Here is a 20,268-nt window from a genome sequence, read left to right as displayed (position 1 = left end):
AATTGATTGAACCCTCAAGGCAAATTTGTCGCAGTATAACGGAAATTACGCATGTTACAGGTCTATCTTGTTCGTCACGGTGAAACGGTTTGGAATGCGGCCCGACGCATTCAGGGGCAGTCCGACAGTGCTCTGACGGATAAAGGTGAACAGCAGGCGCGTCAGGTCGGTGAGCGGGTGAAAACGCTGGGCATTACGCACGTCATTGCCAGCGATTTAGGCCGCACCCGGCGTACGGCAGAGATTATCGCTGACGCCTGCGGCTGCCCGGTTACGCTGGATGCACGTTTGCGCGAGCTGAATATGGGCTGTCTGGAGCAGCGTCCGCTTGATGGCCTGACGGCGGAAGAGGAGCGCTGGCGCAAGGCGCTGGTGGATGGCACCGAAGCGGGGCGCATTCCCGGCGGCGAGTCGATGAGCGAGCTGGCGGCGCGCATGCATGATGCGCTAAACGCCTGCCTCGATCTGCCAGCCGGCAGCCGGCCATTGCTGGTCAGCCACGGTATGGCGCTGGGTGCCCTGGTGAGTACCATTCTGGGTTTACCGGCGCATGCGGAACGACGCCTGCGCCTGCGTAATTGCTCGATTTCACGCGTGGATCATCAGCAGAGTGCCTGGCTGGCGTCTGGCTGGATTGTAGAGACCGCCGGCGACGTCTCGCATCTGGATGCCCCGGCACTGGATGAGCTGCCAGGGGCGCATTAATGCGCCCCCTACGGGAAATGTAGGGGCGTCGTTAATGACGCCCAGGTTAATGCGCGCGCGGAACGTGATGACGTCATTAATGGCGCCCGGATTAATGCGCGTGCGGAACGTGATGACGTCATTAATGGCGCCCGGGTTAATGCGCGCGCGGGACGTGATAACGTCATTAATGGCGCCCGAATTAATGGGCGTACGGAACGTGATGACGTTTTTTACCGCGGCCAGGGGCGCATTAATGCGCCCCCTACGGAAAATGTAGGGGCGCCATTAATGGCGCCCGGGTTAATGCGCCCGACGAGGTTCTTTGGCGATTAATTAACGGGCTGCGGGCGGATCGGGATCAGGTATTCGCAGCGAATATCGGCAGGCGGTTCGCTGCGCTTTTTGCCGCCGTGGGTATAGAATCGCTCAATATCCTGCCCCTGACGACGGATCAGCCCCAGCAGCGGCATGCAGGTGCCGTAGAGCATCAGGATAAACTCCTGCAGCGCGACGCGCGGACCTTCATAGCTGAACTGCACGTAGTCGCCCGCTTCCAGCGTCACGCGCTGGTTTGACTGCATATTCAGCGCCTGCTGATCGGCCGGTACCGCAGTGGTATAGAGGATCTCCTGCTCATCATCTTTCTCATGGCTGGCGCGCACCTGATGCAGACCATAAAGCACCGGCGGCACGGTATCGGTTTCCAGCAGGAACTGTTTCCAGAAGTGCACGCGCATCTCATCACGGTAGCGGGAGATCTGCTCCAGCGCGCAGGTATAACTCTGCGTCTGGCCCACCAGAATCGTCTCCGGCAGCGTGACAAATTGTGCTTCCGGCACGGGCTGGTTATCCAGACGAATGGGCGGGCGGATACCGTAAGAGTTCCACTCGGACGAGCGGCGATACCAGGCGGGCGTCTGATTAAACTGTTTCTTAAACGCGCGCGTGAATGTCTGCTGTGAATCGAAGCGATACTGCAGAGCGATATCGAGGATAGGGCGGCTGGTCAGACGCAGCGCCACGGCGGCTTTGGAGAGCCGACGCGCACGGATATAGGCCCCGATGGCGTGTCCGGTGACCTCTTTAAACATCCGTTGCAGGTGCCATTTGGAGTAACCCGCTTTCAGTGCAACGTTATCAAGTGAAAGCGGCTGATCCAGATGGCTCTCCAGCCAGACAAGCAAATCGCGAATGATACCGGCTTGGTCCATAAAACATCCTCATAACTCTCTGGTGGCGCAACGATGAAGTCGTCGAATAATAGCACTAAATGCACAAACGCGCGGCGCTTGTGTGTTGATCAACTGTGCTATATCAATGCGGGTGATAACCCGTTCAGGTTTGGTACTTTGATCTGGTGACGGTACATTATCGCCACATCTCTTTCCTTTGCAATGGTAACCCAATGACAATAAATCGCGCTCTTATAGTCACGCTGGCAACTTTTATGCTCACTCCCGTCGCGCTGGCGGAGGAGATCGGCTCTGTTGACACCGTATTCAAAATTTTCGGCCCCGATCATAAGATCGTGGTCGAGGCGTTCGACGATCCGGACGTGAAAAATGTCACCTGCTATATCAGCCGGGCTAAAACCGGCGGTATCAAAGGGGGCCTGGGGCTGGCTGAAGATACATCGGATGCGGCTATCTCCTGCCAGCAGGTAGGGCCTGTAGAGCTTAGCGAGAAAATCGCACAAGGCAAGGCGCAGGGAGAAGTCGTGTTTCGTAAGCGGACGTCGCTGGTGTTTAAGAAGCTGCAGGTGGTGCGCTTTTTTGACCAGAAACGCAACGCGCTGGTCTATCTGAGCTACTCAGATAAGGTTGTGGATGGATCGCCGAAAAACGCGCTAAGCGCAGTGCCCATTATGCCGTGGCATTAAAGCAGCCAAAAAAAACGCCCGAACGGGCGTTTTTTTATTGTTCAACTTAATCCTGCAGCTCACCGCAGAAGCGATAGCCTTCGCCATGGATGGTGGCGATGATTTCCGGCGTATCGGGCGTCGACTCGAAATGTTTACGAATACGGCGAATCGTGACGTCCACGGTACGGTCATGCGGCTTAAGCTCGCGACCGGTCATCTTCTTAAGCAGATCGGCACGCGTCTGAATTTTGCCCGGATTTTCGCAGAAGTGCAGCATCGCGCGGAACTCGCTGCGCGGTAGCTTATACTGCTCACCGTTTGGACTGATCAGGGAACGGCTGTTGATATCCAGCTCCCAGCCGTTAAAGCGGTAGCTCTCTACCTGACGGCGCTCTTCACCCGGCATCGCCAGGTTCATGGTGCGCGACAGCAGATTACGCGCGCGAATGGTCAGCTCACGCGGATTAAAAGGTTTGGTGATGTAGTCATCAGCACCAATTTCCAGGCCAAGGATCTTATCCACTTCATTATCGCGACCGGTCAGAAACATCAGCGCGACGTTTGCCTGTTCACGCAGCTCGCGCGCCAGCAGCAATCCATTTTTCCCTGGGAGGTTGATATCCATAATCACCAGGTTTACGTCATTGTCTGTTAAAACCTGATGCATTTCAGCACCGTCAGTGGCTTCATAGACCACGTAACCTTCCGCCTCAAAAATACTTTTTAGCGTGTTACGCGTGACCAGTTCGTCTTCAACGATAAGAATGTGCGGGGTCTGCATGTTTTGCTACCTAAAATTTGCCAACAAATCGAAAACAGGGCGTACCGCCGTTGCCGCGACAGAATAAAGGCGTGTGCGCAGCCGGAGTACGAAATAATCTTCGGAATATACCATCCATCAGGTCAACTTCAGTGTCAGCTCAGCCGGTCAGAATGAATATCTGTGCGCCCCGTTGGGATCGGAATAACGTTTATCCTAACCGCATTAACAGCAACCTAACAGCACCAGCAACAACCGATAAGCATAAAAACAACGCTTCGTTGACTTATATCAAAAGCAAGTGTAGCACGTTAACACTTTTATGAAAAACTTCTCCTGTATTGCCAGCTTAGCTCACAAAAAGCAGCATTTTCGCTACATTTAGCCCGCGCTTTTAAACGTATGCAAACTGCATAAATAGCTAGCGTAGTATTATGAATTAACAGGATTTATTTTTTATAAGCGCATAATATCTGCCTGATCGCGATAAATGCCATCAGTACAATTTATTCCGGCAGTTTAACATTATTAACATTCTGCTTTATCACTGCATAACAATTGGTATTTTTTTCGCTGCATGCCACCATAGCGCATAGTGTTAATTTGCTACTGGAAAAATTATGTCTTTTCCCCTGATTTTAGTTTCACCCGCCCGTCCGGAAAATATTGGTGCCGCTGCCCGCGCGATGAAAACCATGGGTTTTACAGAACTGCGCATTGTCGCCAGCGATGCGTGGCAGGATCCGGCGGCGCGGCGCGTTGCGCACGGCGCCGGTGAAATCCTCGACAATGTTCAGACGTATGCCACGCTAAGTGACGCGCTGGCCGATGTCGATTTTTCTGTTGCCACCACGGCGCGCAGCCGGGCGAAGTTTCGCTACTATGCCACGCCTGTGCAGGTAGAAACTATTCTGCAGGAAAAGCGACAGTGGCTGCCGCGCATTGCGCTGGTATTTGGTCGCGAAGATAGCGGGCTGACAAACGAGGAGCTGGATCAGGTCGATCTGCTGACCGGTATTCCTATGGCGGCTGATTACCCCTCACTAAACCTGGGGCAGGCGGTAATGGTCTACTGTTATCAGCTCGCCTCGCTTAATCAGGTCACCGTCACCCCGGCAGAAACGGCCAATGCGCTGCAGCTGCAGGCGCTGCGTCAGCGTTTTCAGCAGCTGCTCTCGACGCTTGAGGTGAGTGATGACACCAAGATGGTGGACTGGATCGATCAACGCATCGGTCTGCTGGAGCAGCGCGACAGCGCAATGCTGCACCGGCTGCTGCACGATGTGGAAAAAAAGCTGGCAGAGCATTACTCGGCAAAATCCTGAACAGATAGTTGCTGATCGGGCATCTCGCCTCGGGGCTGAACGATCGCAACACCATTTACCCGATCCAGCGCAGCACTGCCCGGCTGCAGGTTCAGCGGCAAAAGACAAATTCGTTGACTTAACGTGCGCTTTGCTTTACTTCTGGAAGGCAGACGGACAAGACAAAGACAGACAGAAAAATCTTAATGCGTAACGACAGCCTGAACACCACAACAATTATTACCACCACCATTACCACAGGTAACGGTGCGGGCTGACGCATACAGGAAAAAATAAAAAAGAAGCCCGCACCTCAACAGTGCGGGCTTTTTTTTCGGCAAAAATTCAGGAGAGCTTTAACCATGCGAGTGCTGAAATTCGGCGGAACCTCAGTAGCCAACGCAGAGCGTTTTCTGCGCGTAGCGGACATTCTGGAAAGCAATGCGCAGCAGGGACAGGTTGCCACCGTGCTCTCTGCACCCGCAAAAATTACTAATCACCTGGTGGCGATGATTGAAAAAACCATCAGCGGCCAGGATCCCCTGCCGAATATCAGCGACGCCGAGCGCATTTTTGCCGATCTCCTGCAGGGGCTTGCGGCCGCCCAGCCGGGGTTTGACGCTGAGCGCATCAATACCTTTGTTGCGCTGGAGTTTGCTCAGCTTAAGCAGGTGCTGCACGGTATCAGCCTGCTGGGGCAGTGCCCGGACGCGGTCAATGCCGCTATCATCTGCCGGGGTGAAAAGCTGTCGATTGCCATTATGGAGGCGCTGCTGCAGGCGCGTGGTTATCAGGTGACCGTGATCGATCCGGTTGAGAAGCTGCTGGCCGTGGGACACTATCTGGAGTCCACAGTGGATATCCCTGAATCCAGCCGGCGCATTGCCGCCAGTCAGATCCCGGCCGATCATATGATCCTGATGGCTGGCTTCACCGCCGGTAACGAAAAAGGCGAGCTGGTCGTACTGGGGCGCAACGGTTCCGACTACTCTGCTGCCGTACTGGCCGCCTGCCTGCGCGCTGACTGCTGCGAAATCTGGACCGATGTCGATGGCGTCTATACCTGCGATCCGCGTCAGGTGCCCGATGCACGCCTGCTGAAGTCGATGTCCTATCAGGAGGCGATGGAGCTCTCCTACTTTGGCGCCAAAGTTCTGCACCCGCGTACCATTGCGCCGATCGCACAGTTTCAGATCCCCTGCCTGATTAAAAACACCGCTAATCCGCAGGCGCCCGGTACGCTGATTGGCGGCGAGGGCAGCGATGACGAAAATCCGGTCAAAGGCATCACCCACCTGAACAACATGGCGATGTTCAACGTCTCCGGCCCCGGAATGAAAGGCATGGTGGGCATGGCCGCGCGCGTGTTTGCTGCGATGTCCCGCACCGGCATCTCCGTAGTGCTGATAACCCAATCCTCCTCCGAATACAGTATCAGCTTCTGCGTACCCCAGAGCGAGCAGGCGCGCGCGCGGCGCGTGCTGGAAGAGGAGTTTCATCTTGAGCTGAAAGAGGGCCTGCTCGATCCGCTGGATGTGCTGGAGCAGCTGGCGGTGATTTCGGTGGTAGGCGATGGCATGCGTACGCTGCGCGGCATCTCCGCAAAATTCTTTTCGGCACTGGCACGCGCCAATATTAATATCGTGGCGATCGCCCAGGGCTCTTCCGAACGCTCAATCTCTGTCGTGGTAAGCAATGACGATGTGACTACCGGCGTGCGCGTTGTGCATCAGATGCTGTTCGCGACCGATCAGGTGATTGAAGTGTTCGTTGTCGGCGTCGGCGGCGTCGGCGGTGCGCTGCTGGATCAGCTGCATCGCCAGCAGGCGTGGCTGAAAGGCAAACATATCGATCTGCGCGTCTGCGGGATCGCAAATTCGCGCGCGCTGCTGACCAACGTCCACGGTATCGACCTTAAAGACTGGAAAGGGGCGCTGAGTGAGGCGCGCGAGCCGTTTAACCTCGGACGTCTGATCCGGCTGGTAAAAGAGTATCACCTGCTTAATCCGGTGATCGTCGACTGTACCTCAAGTCAGGCGGTGGCCGACCAGTATGCTGACTTCCTTGCCGAGGGTTTTCATGTCGTGACGCCTAATAAAAAGGCGAACACCTCCTCGTGGAACTACTACCAGCAGATGCGGGCTGCCGCTGCGAAGTCGCGTCGCAAGTTTCTTTATGATACCAACGTCGGTGCCGGTCTGCCGGTGATTGAAAACCTGCAGAACCTGCTGAACGCGGGCGATGAACTGATTAAGTTTTCCGGCATTCTCTCCGGCTCGCTCTCTTTTATCTTCGGCAAACTGGATGAGGGGATGTCGCTCTCCCAGGCAACCACGCTGGCGCGCGAGATGGGCTTTACTGAACCCGATCCGCGTGACGACCTGTCAGGAATGGATGTGGCGCGCAAGCTGCTGATCCTGGCGCGCGAAGCGGGGCATCAGCTGGAGCTGAGCGATATCACCATCGAGCCGCTTCTGCCTGCCAGCCTGACTGAACTGGCGGATGCGGATCAGTTTATGGCGCGTCTGCCGGAGCTGGATAATGCCTTTGCAGCACGCGTCGCTCAGGCGCGCGATGAAGGCAAAGTGTTGCGTTTTGTCGGAGCGATTGCAGAAGATGGTCACTGCAGCGTTAAAATTGAGGCGGTAGATGGCAACGATCCGCTGTGCAAAGTGAAAAACGGTGAAAATGCGCTGGCGTTCTATAGCCGCTACTATCAGCCGATTCCGCTGGTACTGCGCGGGTATGGTGCAGGGAATGATGTTACCGCAGCGGGCGTGTTTGCTGATTTGCTGCGTACGCTGTCGTGGAAGTTAGGAGTTTAATGATGGTAAAAATTTATGCACCGGCCTCCATCGGCAACGTCAGCGTTGGCTTTGACGTGCTGGGAGCCGCGGTGTCGCCGGTGGATGGATCGCTGCTGGGCGACTGTGTGGCAGTTGAAGCAGCCGATCGTTTCAGCCTTGAGAATCGCGGTCGTTTTGTCAGCAAGCTGCCTGACGATCCCAAAGAAAATATCGTTTATCAGTGCTGGGAGCGTTTCTGTCAGGCGATTGGCAAAGAAGTGCCGGTTGCGATGACGCTGGAGAAAAATATGCCGATCGGCTCCGGCCTCGGCTCCAGCGCCTGTTCCGTCGTGGCAGGCTTAATGGCGATGAACGAATTCTGCGGCAAGCCGCTCAGCGATACCGCACTGCTGGCGCTGATGGGCGAGCTGGAAGGGCGTATCTCTGGCAGCGTACATTATGACAATGTGGCTCCCTGCTTCCTCGGCGGCGTACAATTAATGATTGAAGAGCAGGGGATTATCAGCCAGCAGGTGCCGTGCTTTGATGAGTGGCTGTGGGTTATGGCGTATCCCGGCATTAAAGTTTCTACCGCGGAAGCGCGGGCGATTCTGCCGGCGCAATATCGCAAGCAGGATGTGATTAAACATGGCCGCCTGCTGGCGGGCTTTATTCACGCCTGCCATACCCGGCAGCCGCAGCTGGCGGCTAAGTTAATGCAGGATGTGGTGGCCGAACCGTACCGCACCAAACTGCTGCCGGGCTTCGCCGCGGCACGGCAGGCGGCAGCCGATATCGGCGCGCTGGCCTGCGGCATTTCGGGCTCCGGTCCGACGCTTTTCGCTGTTTGCAATGAGATGGCAACGGCGCAGCGGATGGCAGACTGGCTGAGCCAGCACTATCTGCAGAATGAAGAAGGCTTCGTCCATATCTGCCGTCTTGATACGGCTGGCGCACGTAAACTGGGATAACGTATGAAACTCTATAATCTTAAGGATCACAACGAGCAGGTCAGCTTCTCGCAGGCAGTCAAACAGGGGCTGGGCTCGCAGCAGGGGCTGTTCTTTCCACTGGAGCTGCCGGAATTTGAACTGACCGATATCGATGCGATGCTGGAGATGGACTTTGTCAGCCGCAGCAGCAAAATCCTGTCTGCTTATATCGGGGATGAAGTTACCCCGCATCAGCTGGCTGAGCGGGTCAAAACGGCCTTTACCTTCCCGGCACCGGTGGCGAAAGTCAGCGAAGATATCGCCTGTCTGGAGCTGTTCCACGGCCCGACGCTGGCATTCAAAGATTTCGGCGGCCGCTTTATGGCGCAGATGCTCTCCTATGTCTCCGGCGCAGATGAGCAGATCACTATTCTGACTGCCACCTCGGGTGATACCGGGGCTGCCGTGGCGCACGCTTTCTACGGTATGGACAATGTGCGTGTAGTGATCCTCTATCCGCAGGGCAAAATCAGCGCCCTGCAGGAAAAACTGTTCTGCACGCTGGGTGGCAATATTGAAACTATCGCAATTGATGGCGATTTCGATACCTGTCAGTCGCTGGTTAAGCAGGCGTTTGATGATGAGGAGCTGAAAAAAGCGATTGGCCTTAACTCCGCTAACTCCATCAATATCAGCCGTCTGCTGGCGCAGATCTGCTACTACTTTGAGGCGGTCGCACAGCTTCCGCAGGAGCAGCGTAATCAGCTGGTGGTTTCCGTACCCAGCGGTAACTTTGGCGATCTCACGGCCGGCCTGCTGGCGAAATCGCTCGGTCTGCCAATTAAACGGTTTATTGCCGCAACCAACGCCAATGACACCGTACCGCGCTTTCTCGGCAACGGTGCCTGGCAGCCAAATGCCACCGTGGCTACCCTGTCAAACGCGATGGATGTCAGCCAGCCGAATAACTGGCCGCGCGTGGAAGAGCTGTTCCGCCGTAAAACCTGGCGTCTGACCGATCTCGCTTACGGCGCGGTCTCTGATGAGACGACGCAGGCCACGATGCGCGAGCTGGCCGATCTGGGTTATCTCTCAGAGCCGCATGCGGCCATCGCTTATCGTCTGCTGCGCGATCAGCTGCAGGAAGGTGAGTATGGATTGTTCCTTGGTACAGCGCATCCGGCGAAATTCCGCGAGAGCGTAGAGGAGATTCTGGGACAGACGCTTACGCTGCCGCAGGCGCTGGCCGATCGCGCCGATCTGCCGCTGCTGTCGCATCAGATGCCGGCAGAGTTTGCCGCACTACGCAAATTCCTGCTGCAGTAACAGATCGGGGCGCAGTTCATGGCGGCCAGGGGCGCATAAACACGCCAGGGGCGCATAAATGCGCCCCCTACGGATATCGGATGGTCCCGTAGGGGCGTCATTAATGGCGCCCGGATTGATGCGCATACGAAACGCGATGACGCCCCGGCATAAACTGATTTATCGCTGTTCCTGACGCTTAAACACCAGCTCATTTCCCTGGCTGGCTGCCGCATCAAAACGGTATCCATCTGCATCAAACTGCTTCAGCTGATCTGGCTGTGTCAGGCGATGCTCAATCACAAAACGGCTCATCAGACCGCGCGCTTTTTTGGCATAAAAACTGATGACCTTATAGTGACCGTTCTTTTCATCCAGAAACACCGGCTTAATCAGCCGGGCATTCAGTTTTGCCGGCTTTACTGCCCGGAAATATTCATCTGACGCCAGGTTAATCAGCACCTGGTCACCCTGCGCCTGTAGCGCCTGATTCAGCGCTTCCGTGAGCATATCGCCCCAGAAACTATAGAGATCGCGGCCAGCCGGGTTTGCCAGTCGGGTACCCATCTCCAGCCGGTAGGGCTGCATCAGATCCAGCGGGCGCAGCAGGCCATACAAACCAGAGAGCATACGCAGGTGCTGCTGGGCAAAATCAAAATCTGCCTCGCTAAAGCGTTCAGCCTGCAGGCCGGTATAAACATCCCCTTTGAACGCCAGAATAGCCGGACGCGCATTTTCCGGCGAAAAGTGCGGCTGCCACTGGTTAAAGCGCTCAGCGTTCAGGTGCGCCAGCTTGTCGCTGATACGCATCAGCGAAGCGATATCAGCCGGGGAGAGGGCGCGCGCAACGTCAATCAGCTGCTGCGATTTTTCCAGCAGCTCAGGCTGGGTAAAGCGGGGGGTGGCAAGCGGGCTCTCATAATCCAGCGTTTTAGCCGGTGAAATCACCATCAGCATACCGGGTCTCCTTGTGCGCCTGCTTAAATATCAGGACATTAACGGAAAATTTATTGCGCGGAGTGTATCAAAAAAGCGGCATCAATCGGCAAATCACTCCTATTCGTCAGCGCTATCGTAAAGGGCACGCCACGATGTTGCGCCGCTGATTGCGCGTGATATTATCGATTCAGCCTTTTATACCCTGACAGTCAACCAAAGAGAAAAGAGAACCATGACGGATAAACTTACTTCCCTGCGTCAGCTGACTACCGTGGTCGCCGACACCGGTGATATTGCAGCGATGAAGCTCTATCAGCCGCAGGATGCCACGACAAACCCTTCCCTGATCCTCAACGCTGCCCAAATCCCTGAATACCGCAAGCTGATTGATGAAGCGATCGGCTGGGCGCGTCAGCAGAGCAGCAACAAGGAAGAGCAGCTGGCGCTGGTCTCTGACAAACTGGCTGTCAACATCGGGCTGGAGATCCTCAAACTGATCCCGGGCCGCATTTCCACAGAAGTTGATGCACGCCTCTCCTACGATACCGAAGCGAGCATCGCGAAAGCGCGCAGCCTGATCAAACTCTACAACGACGCAGGCATCAGCAACGATCGTATTCTGATCAAACTCGCTTCAACCTGGCAGGGCATCCGTGCAGCGGAGCAGCTGGAAAAAGAGGGTATTAACTGTAACCTCACGCTGCTGTTCTCCTTTGCGCAGGCACGCGCCTGTGCAGAAGCGGGCGTTTTCCTGATCTCTCCATTCGTAGGCCGTATTCTCGACTGGTACAAGCAGAACACCGATAAAAAAGAGTATGCGCCGCATGAAGATCCGGGCGTGGTGTCCGTTTCTGAAATCTACAGCTACTACAAACAGCACGGCTATGAGACCGTGGTGATGGGCGCCAGCTTCCGTAACGTGGGCGAAATCATTGAGCTGGCGGGCTGCGACCGTCTGACCATCTCTCCGGGCCTGCTGAAAGAGCTGGCTGAGAGCGAAGGCAGCGTTGAGCGCAAGCTGAGCTACAGCGGCGAGATCAGCGAGCGTCCGGCGAAAATGACCGAAGCGGAGTTCCTGTGGCAGCATAACCAGGATCCTATGGCGGTGACTAAGCTGGCGGAAGGCATCCGCAACTTTGCCGTTGATCAGGGCAAACTTGAAAAGATGCTGACCGAACTGCTGTAAGCATGACGCCGTGGCGGTGCCTTGCCGCCGCGGCATTACGCATTTCTCTGCTCTGCGCTTTGTATTATCCTTTCTGCATCTCTCTTTCTTTGCCGCCACGCGGCTAACCACAGCGATACTCTTATGGATACTTTACGCATTGGATTAATTTCCGTTTCCGATCGCGCAGCAAACGGCATTTATCAGGATCAGGGCATTCCGGCACTGGAGAGCTGGCTCAGCACTGCGCTGGCAACACCCTTCGAGCTGGAGACGCGGCTGGTGCCGGATGAACAGCCGATGATTGAACAGGCGATCTGCGAGCTGGTAGATGAACGTTTCTGCCATCTGGTGCTCACCACCGGCGGTACCGGGCCGGCACGACGCGACGTGACGCCGGATGCGACGCTGGCGGTAGCGGATCGTGAAATGCCTGGCTTTGGTGAGCAGATGCGTCAGATCAGCCTGCAGTTTGTACCCACTGCCATTTTGTCACGTCAGGCAGGGGTTATCCGCAAACAGTCGCTGATCCTGAATCTGCCCGGCCAGCCGAAATCGATTAAAGAGACGCTGGAAGGGGTAAAAGCGGAGGATGGCAGCGTAAGGGTACCCGGAATTTTTGCCGCCGTACCTTACTGCCTGCAGCTGCTGGAAGGGCCCTATATCGAGACGCATGCGGCAGTGGTAGCAGCATTTCGTCCGAAAAGCGCGCGGCGTGAGACAAACCTCTGAATATAAGGCTTTTCAGGCATAAAATTCAGCCTTGCTGGTGTGGTGCGGGTTTGCCGGTATAGTAACGTCTGCTCTACCTTTCCCGGCTCTGGATACCGCACCGTTATGGACTCGCTCACCTCGCATCGACTTAACCGGCAGGACTATAAAACCCTGTCGCTGGCTGCCCTTGGCGGGGCGCTGGAATTCTACGACTTCATTATTTTTATCTTCTTTGCTGCCGTCATTGGCGAGCTCTTTTTCCCGCCCGATATGCCTGACTGGCTGCGTCAGGTGCAGACGTTTGGTATTTTTGCTGCCGGCTATCTGGCGCGACCGCTGGGCGGCATTGTTATGGCGCACTTTGGTGACAAAGTCGGCCGGAAAAAGATGTTCAGCCTGAGTATTCTGCTGATGGCGCTGCCGACCCTGGCGATGGGCGCACTGCCCACCTATGCAAGCATAGGTATCGCTGCACCGCTGCTAATGCTGCTATTGCGGATGCTGCAGGGGGCGGCAATTGGCGGTGAAGTGCCGGGCGCCTGGGTATTTGTTGCTGAGCACGTTCCGGAAAAGCGTACCGGCTTTGCCTGCGGCACCCTGACCGCAGGCCTCACTGCCGGTATCCTGCTGGGTTCACTGGTAGCGACGCTGCTTAACAGCACGATTTCGCCAGCGGCAATGCGCGATTACGGCTGGCGGCTGCCGTTCTTTCTCGGCGGCCTGTTTGGACTGCTGGCGATGTACCTGCGTCGCTGGCTGCATGAAACGCCGGTATTTCAGCAGATGCAGCAGCGGAAAACGCTGTCTGAACGGCTGCCGCTGCAGGCTATTTTGCTGCACCACAAGCGCAGTATTGCGATCTCAATGCTGCTGACCTGGCTGCTCTCCGCCTGCATTGTAGTGGTGATTTTAATGGCGCCCGCACTGATGCAGAAACAGGGCGTGCCTGCTGCGCTGAGCCTGCAGGCCAACAGCCTGGCGACCGTAATGCTGCTGGTCGGATGCGTGCTGGCAGGCTGGATCGGAGATCGCGCGGGTGCGGCGCGTACGCTGATAGCGGGATCGCTGCTGCTGGCTTTCTGCAGCTGGCACTTTTTCCAAAACACCGGCAGCGCGCCGCAGATGCTGTTTTTCTGGTACGGCGTGGCGGGACTGAGCGTCGGTGTGGTAGGCGTAGTGCCGTTTGTCATGGTGCGCGCCTTTCCGCCAGCGGTACGCTTTACCGGCATCTCTTTCTCATACAATGTTGCTTACGCGATTTTCGGCGGCCTGACGCCCGTCAGCGTAACGCTGATGATGCAGCTGACGCCTGTGGCACCGGCCTGGTATGTGCTGGCGCTGGCGGCGATCGGTGCCGCTGTCGGCTGCTGGCTGTGGCGTGACGCACGTCAGCCAGCGGGGCACTCCTCGCGCTCTTTATCCTGATGAGCCCGGTACGGCGGGCAGCACTGCTCCGCCGTACTGCTGCTGAAGTTGTACATTTTCCCGCCATTTATCCCGTCCGGCTAAAAGAATCGAAATATTTTTTGCTTTTAACCCTTGATGCGCATCGAAGCGGCCCCATTTACTTGTCATCGGGCGTTGTGAGGCAGCAAAAAAGCCTGCAGTCGCAGTTGAAAGTGGCGGTAACGACCACATCTCTGCATCACAACCCAATTTGACAAAGAATTTACGTGGGAGACGTTTAGATGGGTAAGATTATTGGTATTGACCTGGGTACAACCAACTCTTGTGTGGCGATCATGGACGGCGGCAAGGCACGCGTGCTGGAAAACGCTGAAGGCGATCGCACTACGCCGTCAATCATTGCGTATACCGCAGACGGCGAAACGCTGGTAGGTCAGCCGGCTAAACGTCAGGCAGTGACCAACCCGCAGAACACTCTGTTCGCTATCAAGCGTTTGATTGGCCGTCGTTTCCAGGATGAAGAAGTACAGCGTGATATCAAAATCATGCCGTACAAAATCACCGGTTCTGATAACGGTGACGCATGGCTGGACGTGAAGGGCCAGAAAATGGCACCGCCGCAGATCTCTGCTGAAGTGCTGAAAAAAATGAAGAAAACCGCGGAAGATTTCCTCGGTGAAGCGGTGACTGAAGCGGTTATTACCGTACCGGCTTACTTCAATGACGCACAGCGTCAGGCGACCAAAGATGCGGGCCGTATCGCGGGCCTGGACGTTAAGCGTATCATCAACGAACCAACCGCAGCCGCGCTGGCTTACGGTCTGGATAAAGGCCAGGGCAACCGTACTATCGCGGTTTATGACCTGGGTGGTGGTACTTTCGATATCTCAATCATTGAGATCGATGACGTTGATGGTGAAAAAACCTTTGAAGTTCTGGCAACCAACGGTGATACCCACCTGGGTGGTGAAGACTTCGATAGCCGCCTGATCAACTATCTGGTAGCCGAGTTTAAGAAAGACCAGGGTATCGATCTGCATAACGATCCGCTGGCGATGCAGCGTCTGAAAGAAGCCGCTGAGAAAGCAAAAATTGAACTCTCTTCAGCGCAGCAGACCGACGTTAACCTGCCATACATCACGGCAGATGCGACCGGTCCTAAGCACCTGAACATCAAAGTGACGCGTGCGAAACTGGAATCTCTGGTAGAAGACCTGGTAACCCGTTCAATTGAGCCGCTGAAAGTTGCGCTGCAGGATGCTGGCCTGTCAGTCTCTGACATCAACGATGTCATCCTGGTAGGTGGTCAGACCCGTATGCCAATGGTGCAGGCGAAAGTGACCGAGTTCTTCGGCAAAGAGCCGCGTAAAGATGTGAACCCGGACGAAGCCGTAGCGGTTGGTGCTGCCGTTCAGGGTGGCGTACTGGCAGGTGATGTGAAAGACGTGCTGCTGCTGGACGTCACGCCGCTGTCGCTGGGTATTGAAACCATGGGCGGCGTAATGACCGCGCTGATCAGCAAGAACACCACTATCCCGACCAAACACAGTCAGGTGTTCTCTACTGCTGAAGATAACCAGTCTGCCGTGACCATTCACGTGCTGCAGGGTGAGCGTAAGCGTTCTGGCGATAACAAATCGCTGGGTCAGTTTAATCTCGACGGCATTCAGCCTGCACCACGCGGTATGCCGCAGATCGAAGTCACCTTTGACATCGATGCTGATGGTATTCTGCATGTGTCAGCGAAAGATAAAAACAGCGGTAAAGAGCAGAAAATCACCATTAAAGCCTCTTCTGGTCTGAACGAAGATGAGATCGAAAAAATGGTGCGTGACGCGGAAGCGAACGCTGAATCTGACCGCAAGTTTGAAGAGCTGGTGCAGACGCGCAACCAGGGTGACCAGATTGCGCACAGCACCCGCAAGCAGCTGGATGAAGCGGGCGATAAGCTCTCTGCAGAAGACAAAGCACCTATCGAAGCTGCACTGACTGAGCTGAATGCCGCGCTGAAAGGCGAAGACAAAGCGGCTATCGAAGCGAAAATGCAGGCGCTGATGGAAGTCTCCGGCAAACTGATGGAGATGGCACAGCAGCAGGGTCAGGCAGGCGCAGCGGACGCCGGCGACGCGTCAGCGCAGCAGCAGGATGACGTGGTCGACGCTGAGTTCGAAGAAGTTAAAGATAAAAAATAATTGCCCCTGACCGGGCGCGACGGCTGGCCTGACAGCCGTTGAAACCAGCACGGGCGTAGGAGTTTCTCCACGCCCGTGCAACTATGTTAAGGGCAGAACAAAATGGCTAAGAGTGATTTTTACGAGATCTTAGGCGTCTCAAAATCGGCTGATGAGCGTGAAATTAAAAAGGCTTATAAGCGCCTGGCGATGAAATATCACCCGGACCGTAATCCGGGCGACAAAGAAGCCGAAGCAAAATTTAAAGAAGTGAAGGAAGCGTACGAAATTCTGACGGATGCTCAGAAGCGTGCAGCCTATGACCAGTATGGTCACGCGGCCTTTGAACAGGGCGGCGGCGGCGGCTTTGGTGGCGGCTTCGGCGGCGGCGGCGCAGACTTCAGCGATATCTTTGGCGACGTATTTGGCGATATCTTTGGCGGCGGTCGCCGTCAGCGTGCATCACGCGGTGCCGATTTACGCTACAACATGGAGCTGACGCTGGAAGAAGCGGTACGCGGCGTGACCAAAGAGATCCGCATCCCGGTACTGGAAGAGTGCGACGTCTGTCACGGCAGCGGCGCCAAAGCGGGCACGCAGCCACAGACCTGTCCGACCTGCCACGGTGCAGGCCAGGTACAGATGCGTCAGGGTTTCTTCACCGTACAGCAGGCGTGTCCGACCTGTCACGGTCGCGGTTCGGTCATCAAGGATCCGTGCAATGCCTGTCATGGTCATGGACGCGTAGAGCGTCAGAAAACGCTGTCGGTAAAAATTCCGGCGGGTGTAGATACCGGCGACCGTATTCGTCTGAGTGGCGAAGGGGAAGCGGGCGAGCATGGCGCACCGGCAGGCGATCTCTACGTTCAGGTCTCGGTGAAAAAGCACCCAATCTTTGAGCGTGAAGAGAATAACCTCTACTGCGAAGTGCCGATCAACTTTGCGATGGCGGCGCTGGGCGGCGAGATTGAAGTGCCGACGCTGGATGGCCGCGTGAAGCTGAAGGTGCCTGCGGAGACCCAGACCGGCAAGCTGTTCCGCATGCGCGGTAAAGGCGTGAAATCAGTGCGTGGCGGCGCCGTTGGCGACCTGCTGTGCCGCGTGGTGGTGGAAACCCCGGTCAGCCTGAACGATAAGCAGAAAGCGCTGCTGCGTGAGCTGGAAGAGAGCTTTGGTGGCCCGAGCGGTGAAAAGAACAGCCCGCGTTCAAAAAGCTTTTTTGACGGCGTGAAGAAGTTCTTTGATGACCTGACGCGCTGATCCAGTGCCAGGGGTGCAGACTAAAAGCGGAGAGATGCCTCTCCGCTTTTTTATTGATTTTAAACTGGCGTAAAGACGCGGCAAGCGGCTTTTATCACAGGGTTAACGCGGTTACACTCCTTAACAAATTGTTTTTGCTCAGGAGGAGTAATGAAGCAGCCCCGCTCAATCAAAACGTTGCTGAAAAGCTTTATCGAAAGCGATGCCAGTAACGGCATGGTATTAATTCTCGCTGCGGTCGCAGCTATGGTACTGGCGAACAGCGCGGAAACGGCCGCTGGCTACCAGAGCTTCCTGGCAGAGCCGGTACAGATCCGCTTTGGCGCACTCGATATCAGCAAAAATCTGCTGCTGTGGATCAACGATGCGCTGATGGCGCTGTTCTTTCTGCTGATTGGTCTGGAAGTCAAACGCGAGTTAATCAGCGGCGAGCTGGCCAGTCGCGATCGCGCCATTTTCCCGGTGATCGCTGCCCTCGGCGGCATGGTCGCCCCGGCGCTGATTTTCCTGATCTTCAACCATGATAACGAGATTGCCCGCAACGGCTGGGCGATCCCGACCGCGACCGATATCGCGTTCGCCCTGGGCGTGCTGGCGCTGCTTGGCAGTCGTGTTCCTGTGGCGCTGAAAGTGTTCCTGATGGCGCTGGCCATCATTGACGACCTTGGCGCCATTGTGATTATCGCTCTCTTCTATACCAGCGATCTCTCCGTGCTGTCGCTCAGCGTGGCGGCTGCCGCCATCGTGGTGCTGGCCCTGCTTAACCGCTGTGGCGTGCGTAACATCGCCGTCTATATGCTGGTCGGGATTGTGCTCTGGACCGCGGTGCTGAAGTCGGGCGTGCACGCCACGCTGGCGGGCGTGGTGGTCGGCTTCTTTGTACCGCTGGAGGAGAAAGAGGGGCATTCACCCGCTGAGCACCTGGCGCACGGCCTGATGCCGTGGGTGAACTGGCTGATTCTGCCGCTGTTCGCGTTTGCTAACGCCGGGATTTCACTGAGTGGTATCACCTTTGGTGATGTGTTCTCACCGGAGCCGCTGGGGATTATCCTCGGGTTACTGATTGGTAAACCGCTGGGTATTACGCTGTTCTGCTGGCTGGCCGTAAAACTGCGTCTGGCGGCGCTGCCGGGCGGGACAACGATACGCGATATCATGGCCATAGGCGTGCTGTGCGGTATCGGCTTTACCATGTCTATCTTTATCAGTTCGCTGGCCTTTGACGCCGCGCATGAAGAGCTGGTGACGTTCTCGAAACTGGGTATTCTTAGCGGCTCGCTGCTGTCAGCGGTGATTGGCTATACGCTATTGCGCGTTAAGCTGCGTTAACCGGAGAGGAGGCGTCAGCCTCCTCATACTCTGCCAGCGGCAGATAACAGGCACAAAAAAACCGGCTATAAGCCGGTTCTTTCTACAAAGCGAAAAACAGACGGGCGATTAAGCCAGTTTGTTGATCTGAGCCACCAGGTTTGCTTTATGGCGTGCAGCTTTGTTTTTGTGGATCAGACCTTTAGCAGCCTGACGGTCCACGATTGGTTGCATTTCGTTGAATGCGTTCTGCGCAGCAGCTTTGTCGCCGGTTGCGATAGCCGCGTATACTTTCTTGATGAAAGTACGCATCATAGAACGGTTGCTCGCGTTATGCTTGCGACGTTTCTCAGATGTTACGGCGCGTTTCTTAGCTGATTTGATATTAGCCAAGGTCCAACTCCCAAATGTGTTCTATATGGACAAATCAAAGGCCGAGGACTATGCCTTTTGCGCCTTCTTTTGTCAATGGATTTGTGCAAATAAGCGTCGTTTTAACCACGACACCCGCTTACGTAATTGATGGCGCAAGATTCTACCAGCAACCCCGCTCTGAATACAGTATTTCGCAACAATTTCTTCATCGGGTATGGTGATTTGTTGCGCGCCGGCGGGCCAGAGGGCGCTTCAGCACAGGAAAGGCGTGTATACGGGTTAACCTGAGCGCTATTCAAGGGTATAATCCGCCGATTTCCACCGGTTTGAGTCAGCCATGAAGTTAATCCGCGGTATTTATAATCTGAAACAGCAGCATCGCGGCTGCGTTCTGACCATTGGTAATTTCGATGGTGTGCATCGCGGTCATCAGGCGCTGATGGCGCAGCTGATTGCAGAGGGCCGTAAGCGCAACCTGCCGGTGGTGGTGATGCTGTTTGAACCGCAGCCGCTGGAGCTGTTTGCAGGTGAAAAAGCACCGGCCCGTCTGACGCGGCTGCGTGAAAAACTGCGCTGGCTGCAGCGTGCTGGCGTCGACGCCGTACTCTGCATCCGGTTTGATCGTCAGTTTGCCGCTTATCCGGCTCAGCGTTTTATCAGCGAGCTGCTGGTGGAGAAACTCGACGTGCGTTTTCTGGCGGTGGGTGATGATTTCCGCTTCGGCGCTGGTCGCGAAGGGGATTTCCTGTTATTACAGAAAGCGGGTGCAGAGTATGGCTTTGAGGTCATCAGCACCCAGACCTTCTGCGACAGCGGTAAGCGCATCAGCAGTACGGCTGTCCGTCAGGCGCTGGCGCAGGATGATTTTGCGCAGGCGCAGCAGCTGCTTGGCCATCCCTTCAGCATTTCAGGCCGCGTGGTGCACGGTGATGCACTGGGCCGTACCATAGGTTTTCCGACCGCTAATCTGCCGCTGCGTCGCGCGGTCACGCCGGTTAAGGGCGTGTTTGCCGTGGAAGTGCTGGGTCTGACCGCAGAGCCGGTGCCAGGCGTCGCCAACATCGGTACCCGCCCGACGGTAAAAGGTTTACGTCAGCAGCTTGAAGTTCATCTGCTCGACACACATATGGATCTCTATGGCCGCCATATTGAGGTGGTGCTGAAACAGAAGATCCGCGACGAACAGCGCTTTTCCTCGCTGGATGCGCTGAAAGAACAAATTGCAAAAGATGTGGTGACAGCCCGCCAATTCTTTGGGCTACAAACACCGGTTTAATGACCGACAGACGGAATC

The 20,268-nt window shown here is 55.8% G+C and carries 19 protein-coding genes and 1 other annotated feature; of the genes, 14 read left to right on the top strand and 5 right to left on the bottom strand.

What is annotated here, in order from left to right; genetic code table 11:
- Nucleotides 1-51: 51 nt before the first annotated feature.
- Nucleotides 52-705 carry a 2,3-diphosphoglycerate-dependent phosphoglycerate mutase GpmB gene (gpmB, locus tag B4M48_RS02130; protein WP_039382453.1) on the top strand — a complete coding sequence of 218 codons (654 nt, stop codon included), beginning with the start codon at nt 52-54 and terminating at the stop codon, nt 703-705.
- A gap of 311 nt (nt 706-1,016) precedes the next feature.
- On the opposite strand, the gene robA is transcribed toward gpmB, so the two are convergent.
- A complete protein-coding gene (robA, locus tag B4M48_RS02125) occupies nt 1,017-1,898 on the bottom strand; it encodes an MDR efflux pump AcrAB transcriptional activator RobA (RefSeq protein ID WP_039382458.1) in 882 nt (293 codons plus the stop codon).
- A 194-nt stretch (nt 1,899-2,092) separates the two neighbouring features.
- Here robA and creA point away from each other — a divergent pair, with 194 nt between their 5' ends.
- On the top strand, nt 2,093-2,566 hold the full coding sequence (creA, locus tag B4M48_RS02120) for a protein CreA (protein ID WP_039382459.1): 474 nt from the start codon (nt 2,093-2,095) through the stop codon (nt 2,564-2,566).
- Nucleotides 2,567-2,612: 46 nt separating this feature from the next.
- On the opposite strand, the gene arcA is transcribed toward creA, so the two are convergent.
- Entirely contained in the window at nt 2,613-3,329 is a 717-nt protein-coding gene (gene arcA, locus B4M48_RS02115) for a two-component system response regulator ArcA (RefSeq protein ID WP_039382461.1), read from the bottom strand.
- Nucleotides 3,330-3,928: 599 nt separating this feature from the next.
- Here arcA and B4M48_RS02110 point away from each other — a divergent pair.
- The 5 genes from B4M48_RS02110 (at nt 3,929) to thrC (ending at nt 9,656) form a co-directional block, all read left to right on the top strand.
- The gene (locus B4M48_RS02110) at nt 3,929-4,633 is read left to right on the top strand and encodes a tRNA/rRNA methyltransferase (protein ID WP_283340876.1); all 705 of its coding nucleotides are present in this window, start codon (nt 3,929-3,931) and stop codon (nt 4,631-4,633) included.
- A gap of 185 nt (nt 4,634-4,818) precedes the next feature.
- The gene (gene thrL, locus B4M48_RS18020) at nt 4,819-4,890 is read left to right on the top strand and encodes a thr operon leader peptide (RefSeq protein WP_071669149.1); all 72 of its coding nucleotides are present in this window, start codon (nt 4,819-4,821) and stop codon (nt 4,888-4,890) included.
- Nucleotides 4,826-4,948: a sequence feature (Thr leader region), on the top strand. It overlaps the preceding gene by 65 nt.
- A gap of 26 nt (nt 4,949-4,974) precedes the next feature.
- Complete coding sequence (gene thrA / locus B4M48_RS02105) at nt 4,975-7,437, top strand: bifunctional aspartate kinase/homoserine dehydrogenase I (protein WP_071669098.1); 2,463 nt, start codon at nt 4,975-4,977, stop codon at nt 7,435-7,437.
- A 2-nt stretch (nt 7,438-7,439) separates the two neighbouring features.
- On the top strand, nt 7,440-8,369 hold the full coding sequence (gene thrB / locus B4M48_RS02100; RefSeq protein WP_039385707.1) for a homoserine kinase: 930 nt from the start codon (nt 7,440-7,442) through the stop codon (nt 8,367-8,369).
- A 3-nt stretch (nt 8,370-8,372) separates the two neighbouring features.
- A complete protein-coding gene (gene thrC, locus B4M48_RS02095) occupies nt 8,373-9,656 on the top strand; it encodes a threonine synthase (protein WP_071669097.1) in 1,284 nt (427 codons plus the stop codon).
- A gap of 159 nt (nt 9,657-9,815) precedes the next feature.
- Here the strand turns inward: thrC and yaaA are convergent, their stop codons facing one another.
- The gene (gene yaaA, locus B4M48_RS02090; protein ID WP_283340878.1) at nt 9,816-10,592 is read right to left on the bottom strand and encodes a peroxide stress protein YaaA; all 777 of its coding nucleotides are present in this window, start codon (nt 10,590-10,592) and stop codon (nt 9,816-9,818) included.
- A gap of 214 nt (nt 10,593-10,806) precedes the next feature.
- Here yaaA and tal point away from each other — a divergent pair, with 214 nt between their 5' ends.
- The 3 genes from tal to B4M48_RS02075 all read left to right on the top strand — a co-directional run bounded on the left by tal (nt 10,807) and on the right by B4M48_RS02075 (nt 13,878).
- Nucleotides 10,807-11,760 carry a transaldolase gene (tal, locus tag B4M48_RS02085; protein ID WP_094110716.1) on the top strand — a complete coding sequence of 318 codons (954 nt, stop codon included), beginning with the start codon at nt 10,807-10,809 and terminating at the stop codon, nt 11,758-11,760.
- A gap of 123 nt (nt 11,761-11,883) precedes the next feature.
- A complete protein-coding gene (gene mog / locus B4M48_RS02080; protein WP_071669094.1) occupies nt 11,884-12,471 on the top strand; it encodes a molybdopterin adenylyltransferase in 588 nt (195 codons plus the stop codon).
- Nucleotides 12,472-12,576: 105 nt separating this feature from the next.
- Complete coding sequence (locus B4M48_RS02075) at nt 12,577-13,878, top strand: MFS transporter (protein ID WP_039382476.1); 1,302 nt, start codon at nt 12,577-12,579, stop codon at nt 13,876-13,878.
- Here the strand turns inward: B4M48_RS02075 and B4M48_RS02070 are convergent.
- A complete protein-coding gene (locus tag B4M48_RS02070) occupies nt 13,870-14,091 on the bottom strand; it encodes a hypothetical protein (protein WP_139239684.1) in 222 nt (73 codons plus the stop codon). The two genes, B4M48_RS02075 and B4M48_RS02070, sit on opposite strands and share 9 nt — an antisense overlap.
- A gap of 50 nt (nt 14,092-14,141) precedes the next feature.
- Here B4M48_RS02070 and dnaK point away from each other — a divergent pair, with 50 nt between their 5' ends.
- The 3 genes from dnaK (at nt 14,142) to nhaA (ending at nt 18,620) form a co-directional block, all read left to right on the top strand.
- Nucleotides 14,142-16,052, top strand: a complete 1,911-nt coding sequence (gene dnaK, locus B4M48_RS02065) for a molecular chaperone DnaK (RefSeq protein WP_288655823.1) — start codon at nt 14,142-14,144, stop codon at nt 16,050-16,052.
- A gap of 102 nt (nt 16,053-16,154) precedes the next feature.
- Nucleotides 16,155-17,291 (top strand): molecular chaperone DnaJ, encoded by a 1,137-nt coding sequence (gene dnaJ, locus B4M48_RS02060; RefSeq protein ID WP_288655820.1) that lies wholly within the window; start codon nt 16,155-16,157, stop codon nt 17,289-17,291.
- 150 nt (nt 17,292-17,441) lie between these two features.
- Complete coding sequence (gene nhaA, locus B4M48_RS02055; protein WP_039382481.1) at nt 17,442-18,620, top strand: Na+/H+ antiporter NhaA; 1,179 nt, start codon at nt 17,442-17,444, stop codon at nt 18,618-18,620.
- 108 nt (nt 18,621-18,728) lie between these two features.
- Here nhaA and rpsT read toward each other — a convergent pair whose 3' ends face one another.
- Entirely contained in the window at nt 18,729-18,992 is a 264-nt protein-coding gene (gene rpsT, locus B4M48_RS02050) for a 30S ribosomal protein S20 (RefSeq protein ID WP_039382484.1), read from the bottom strand.
- Between the two features lie 319 nt (nt 18,993-19,311).
- Here rpsT and ribF point away from each other — a divergent pair, with 319 nt between their 5' ends.
- Nucleotides 19,312-20,250, top strand: coding sequence for a bifunctional riboflavin kinase/FAD synthetase (gene ribF, locus B4M48_RS02045; RefSeq protein ID WP_039382487.1), 939 nt, complete (start codon nt 19,312-19,314; stop codon nt 20,248-20,250).
- Nucleotides 20,251-20,268: the final 18 nt, after the last annotated feature.

Source organism: Pantoea sp. UBA6567 (assembly GCF_002434165.1).
Taxonomy (GTDB): domain Bacteria; phylum Pseudomonadota; class Gammaproteobacteria; order Enterobacterales; family Enterobacteriaceae; genus Pantoea; species Pantoea eucrina.
The sequence above is the reverse complement of the archived record's forward strand: the minus strand, read 5'-3'. Positions and strand labels throughout refer to the sequence as shown.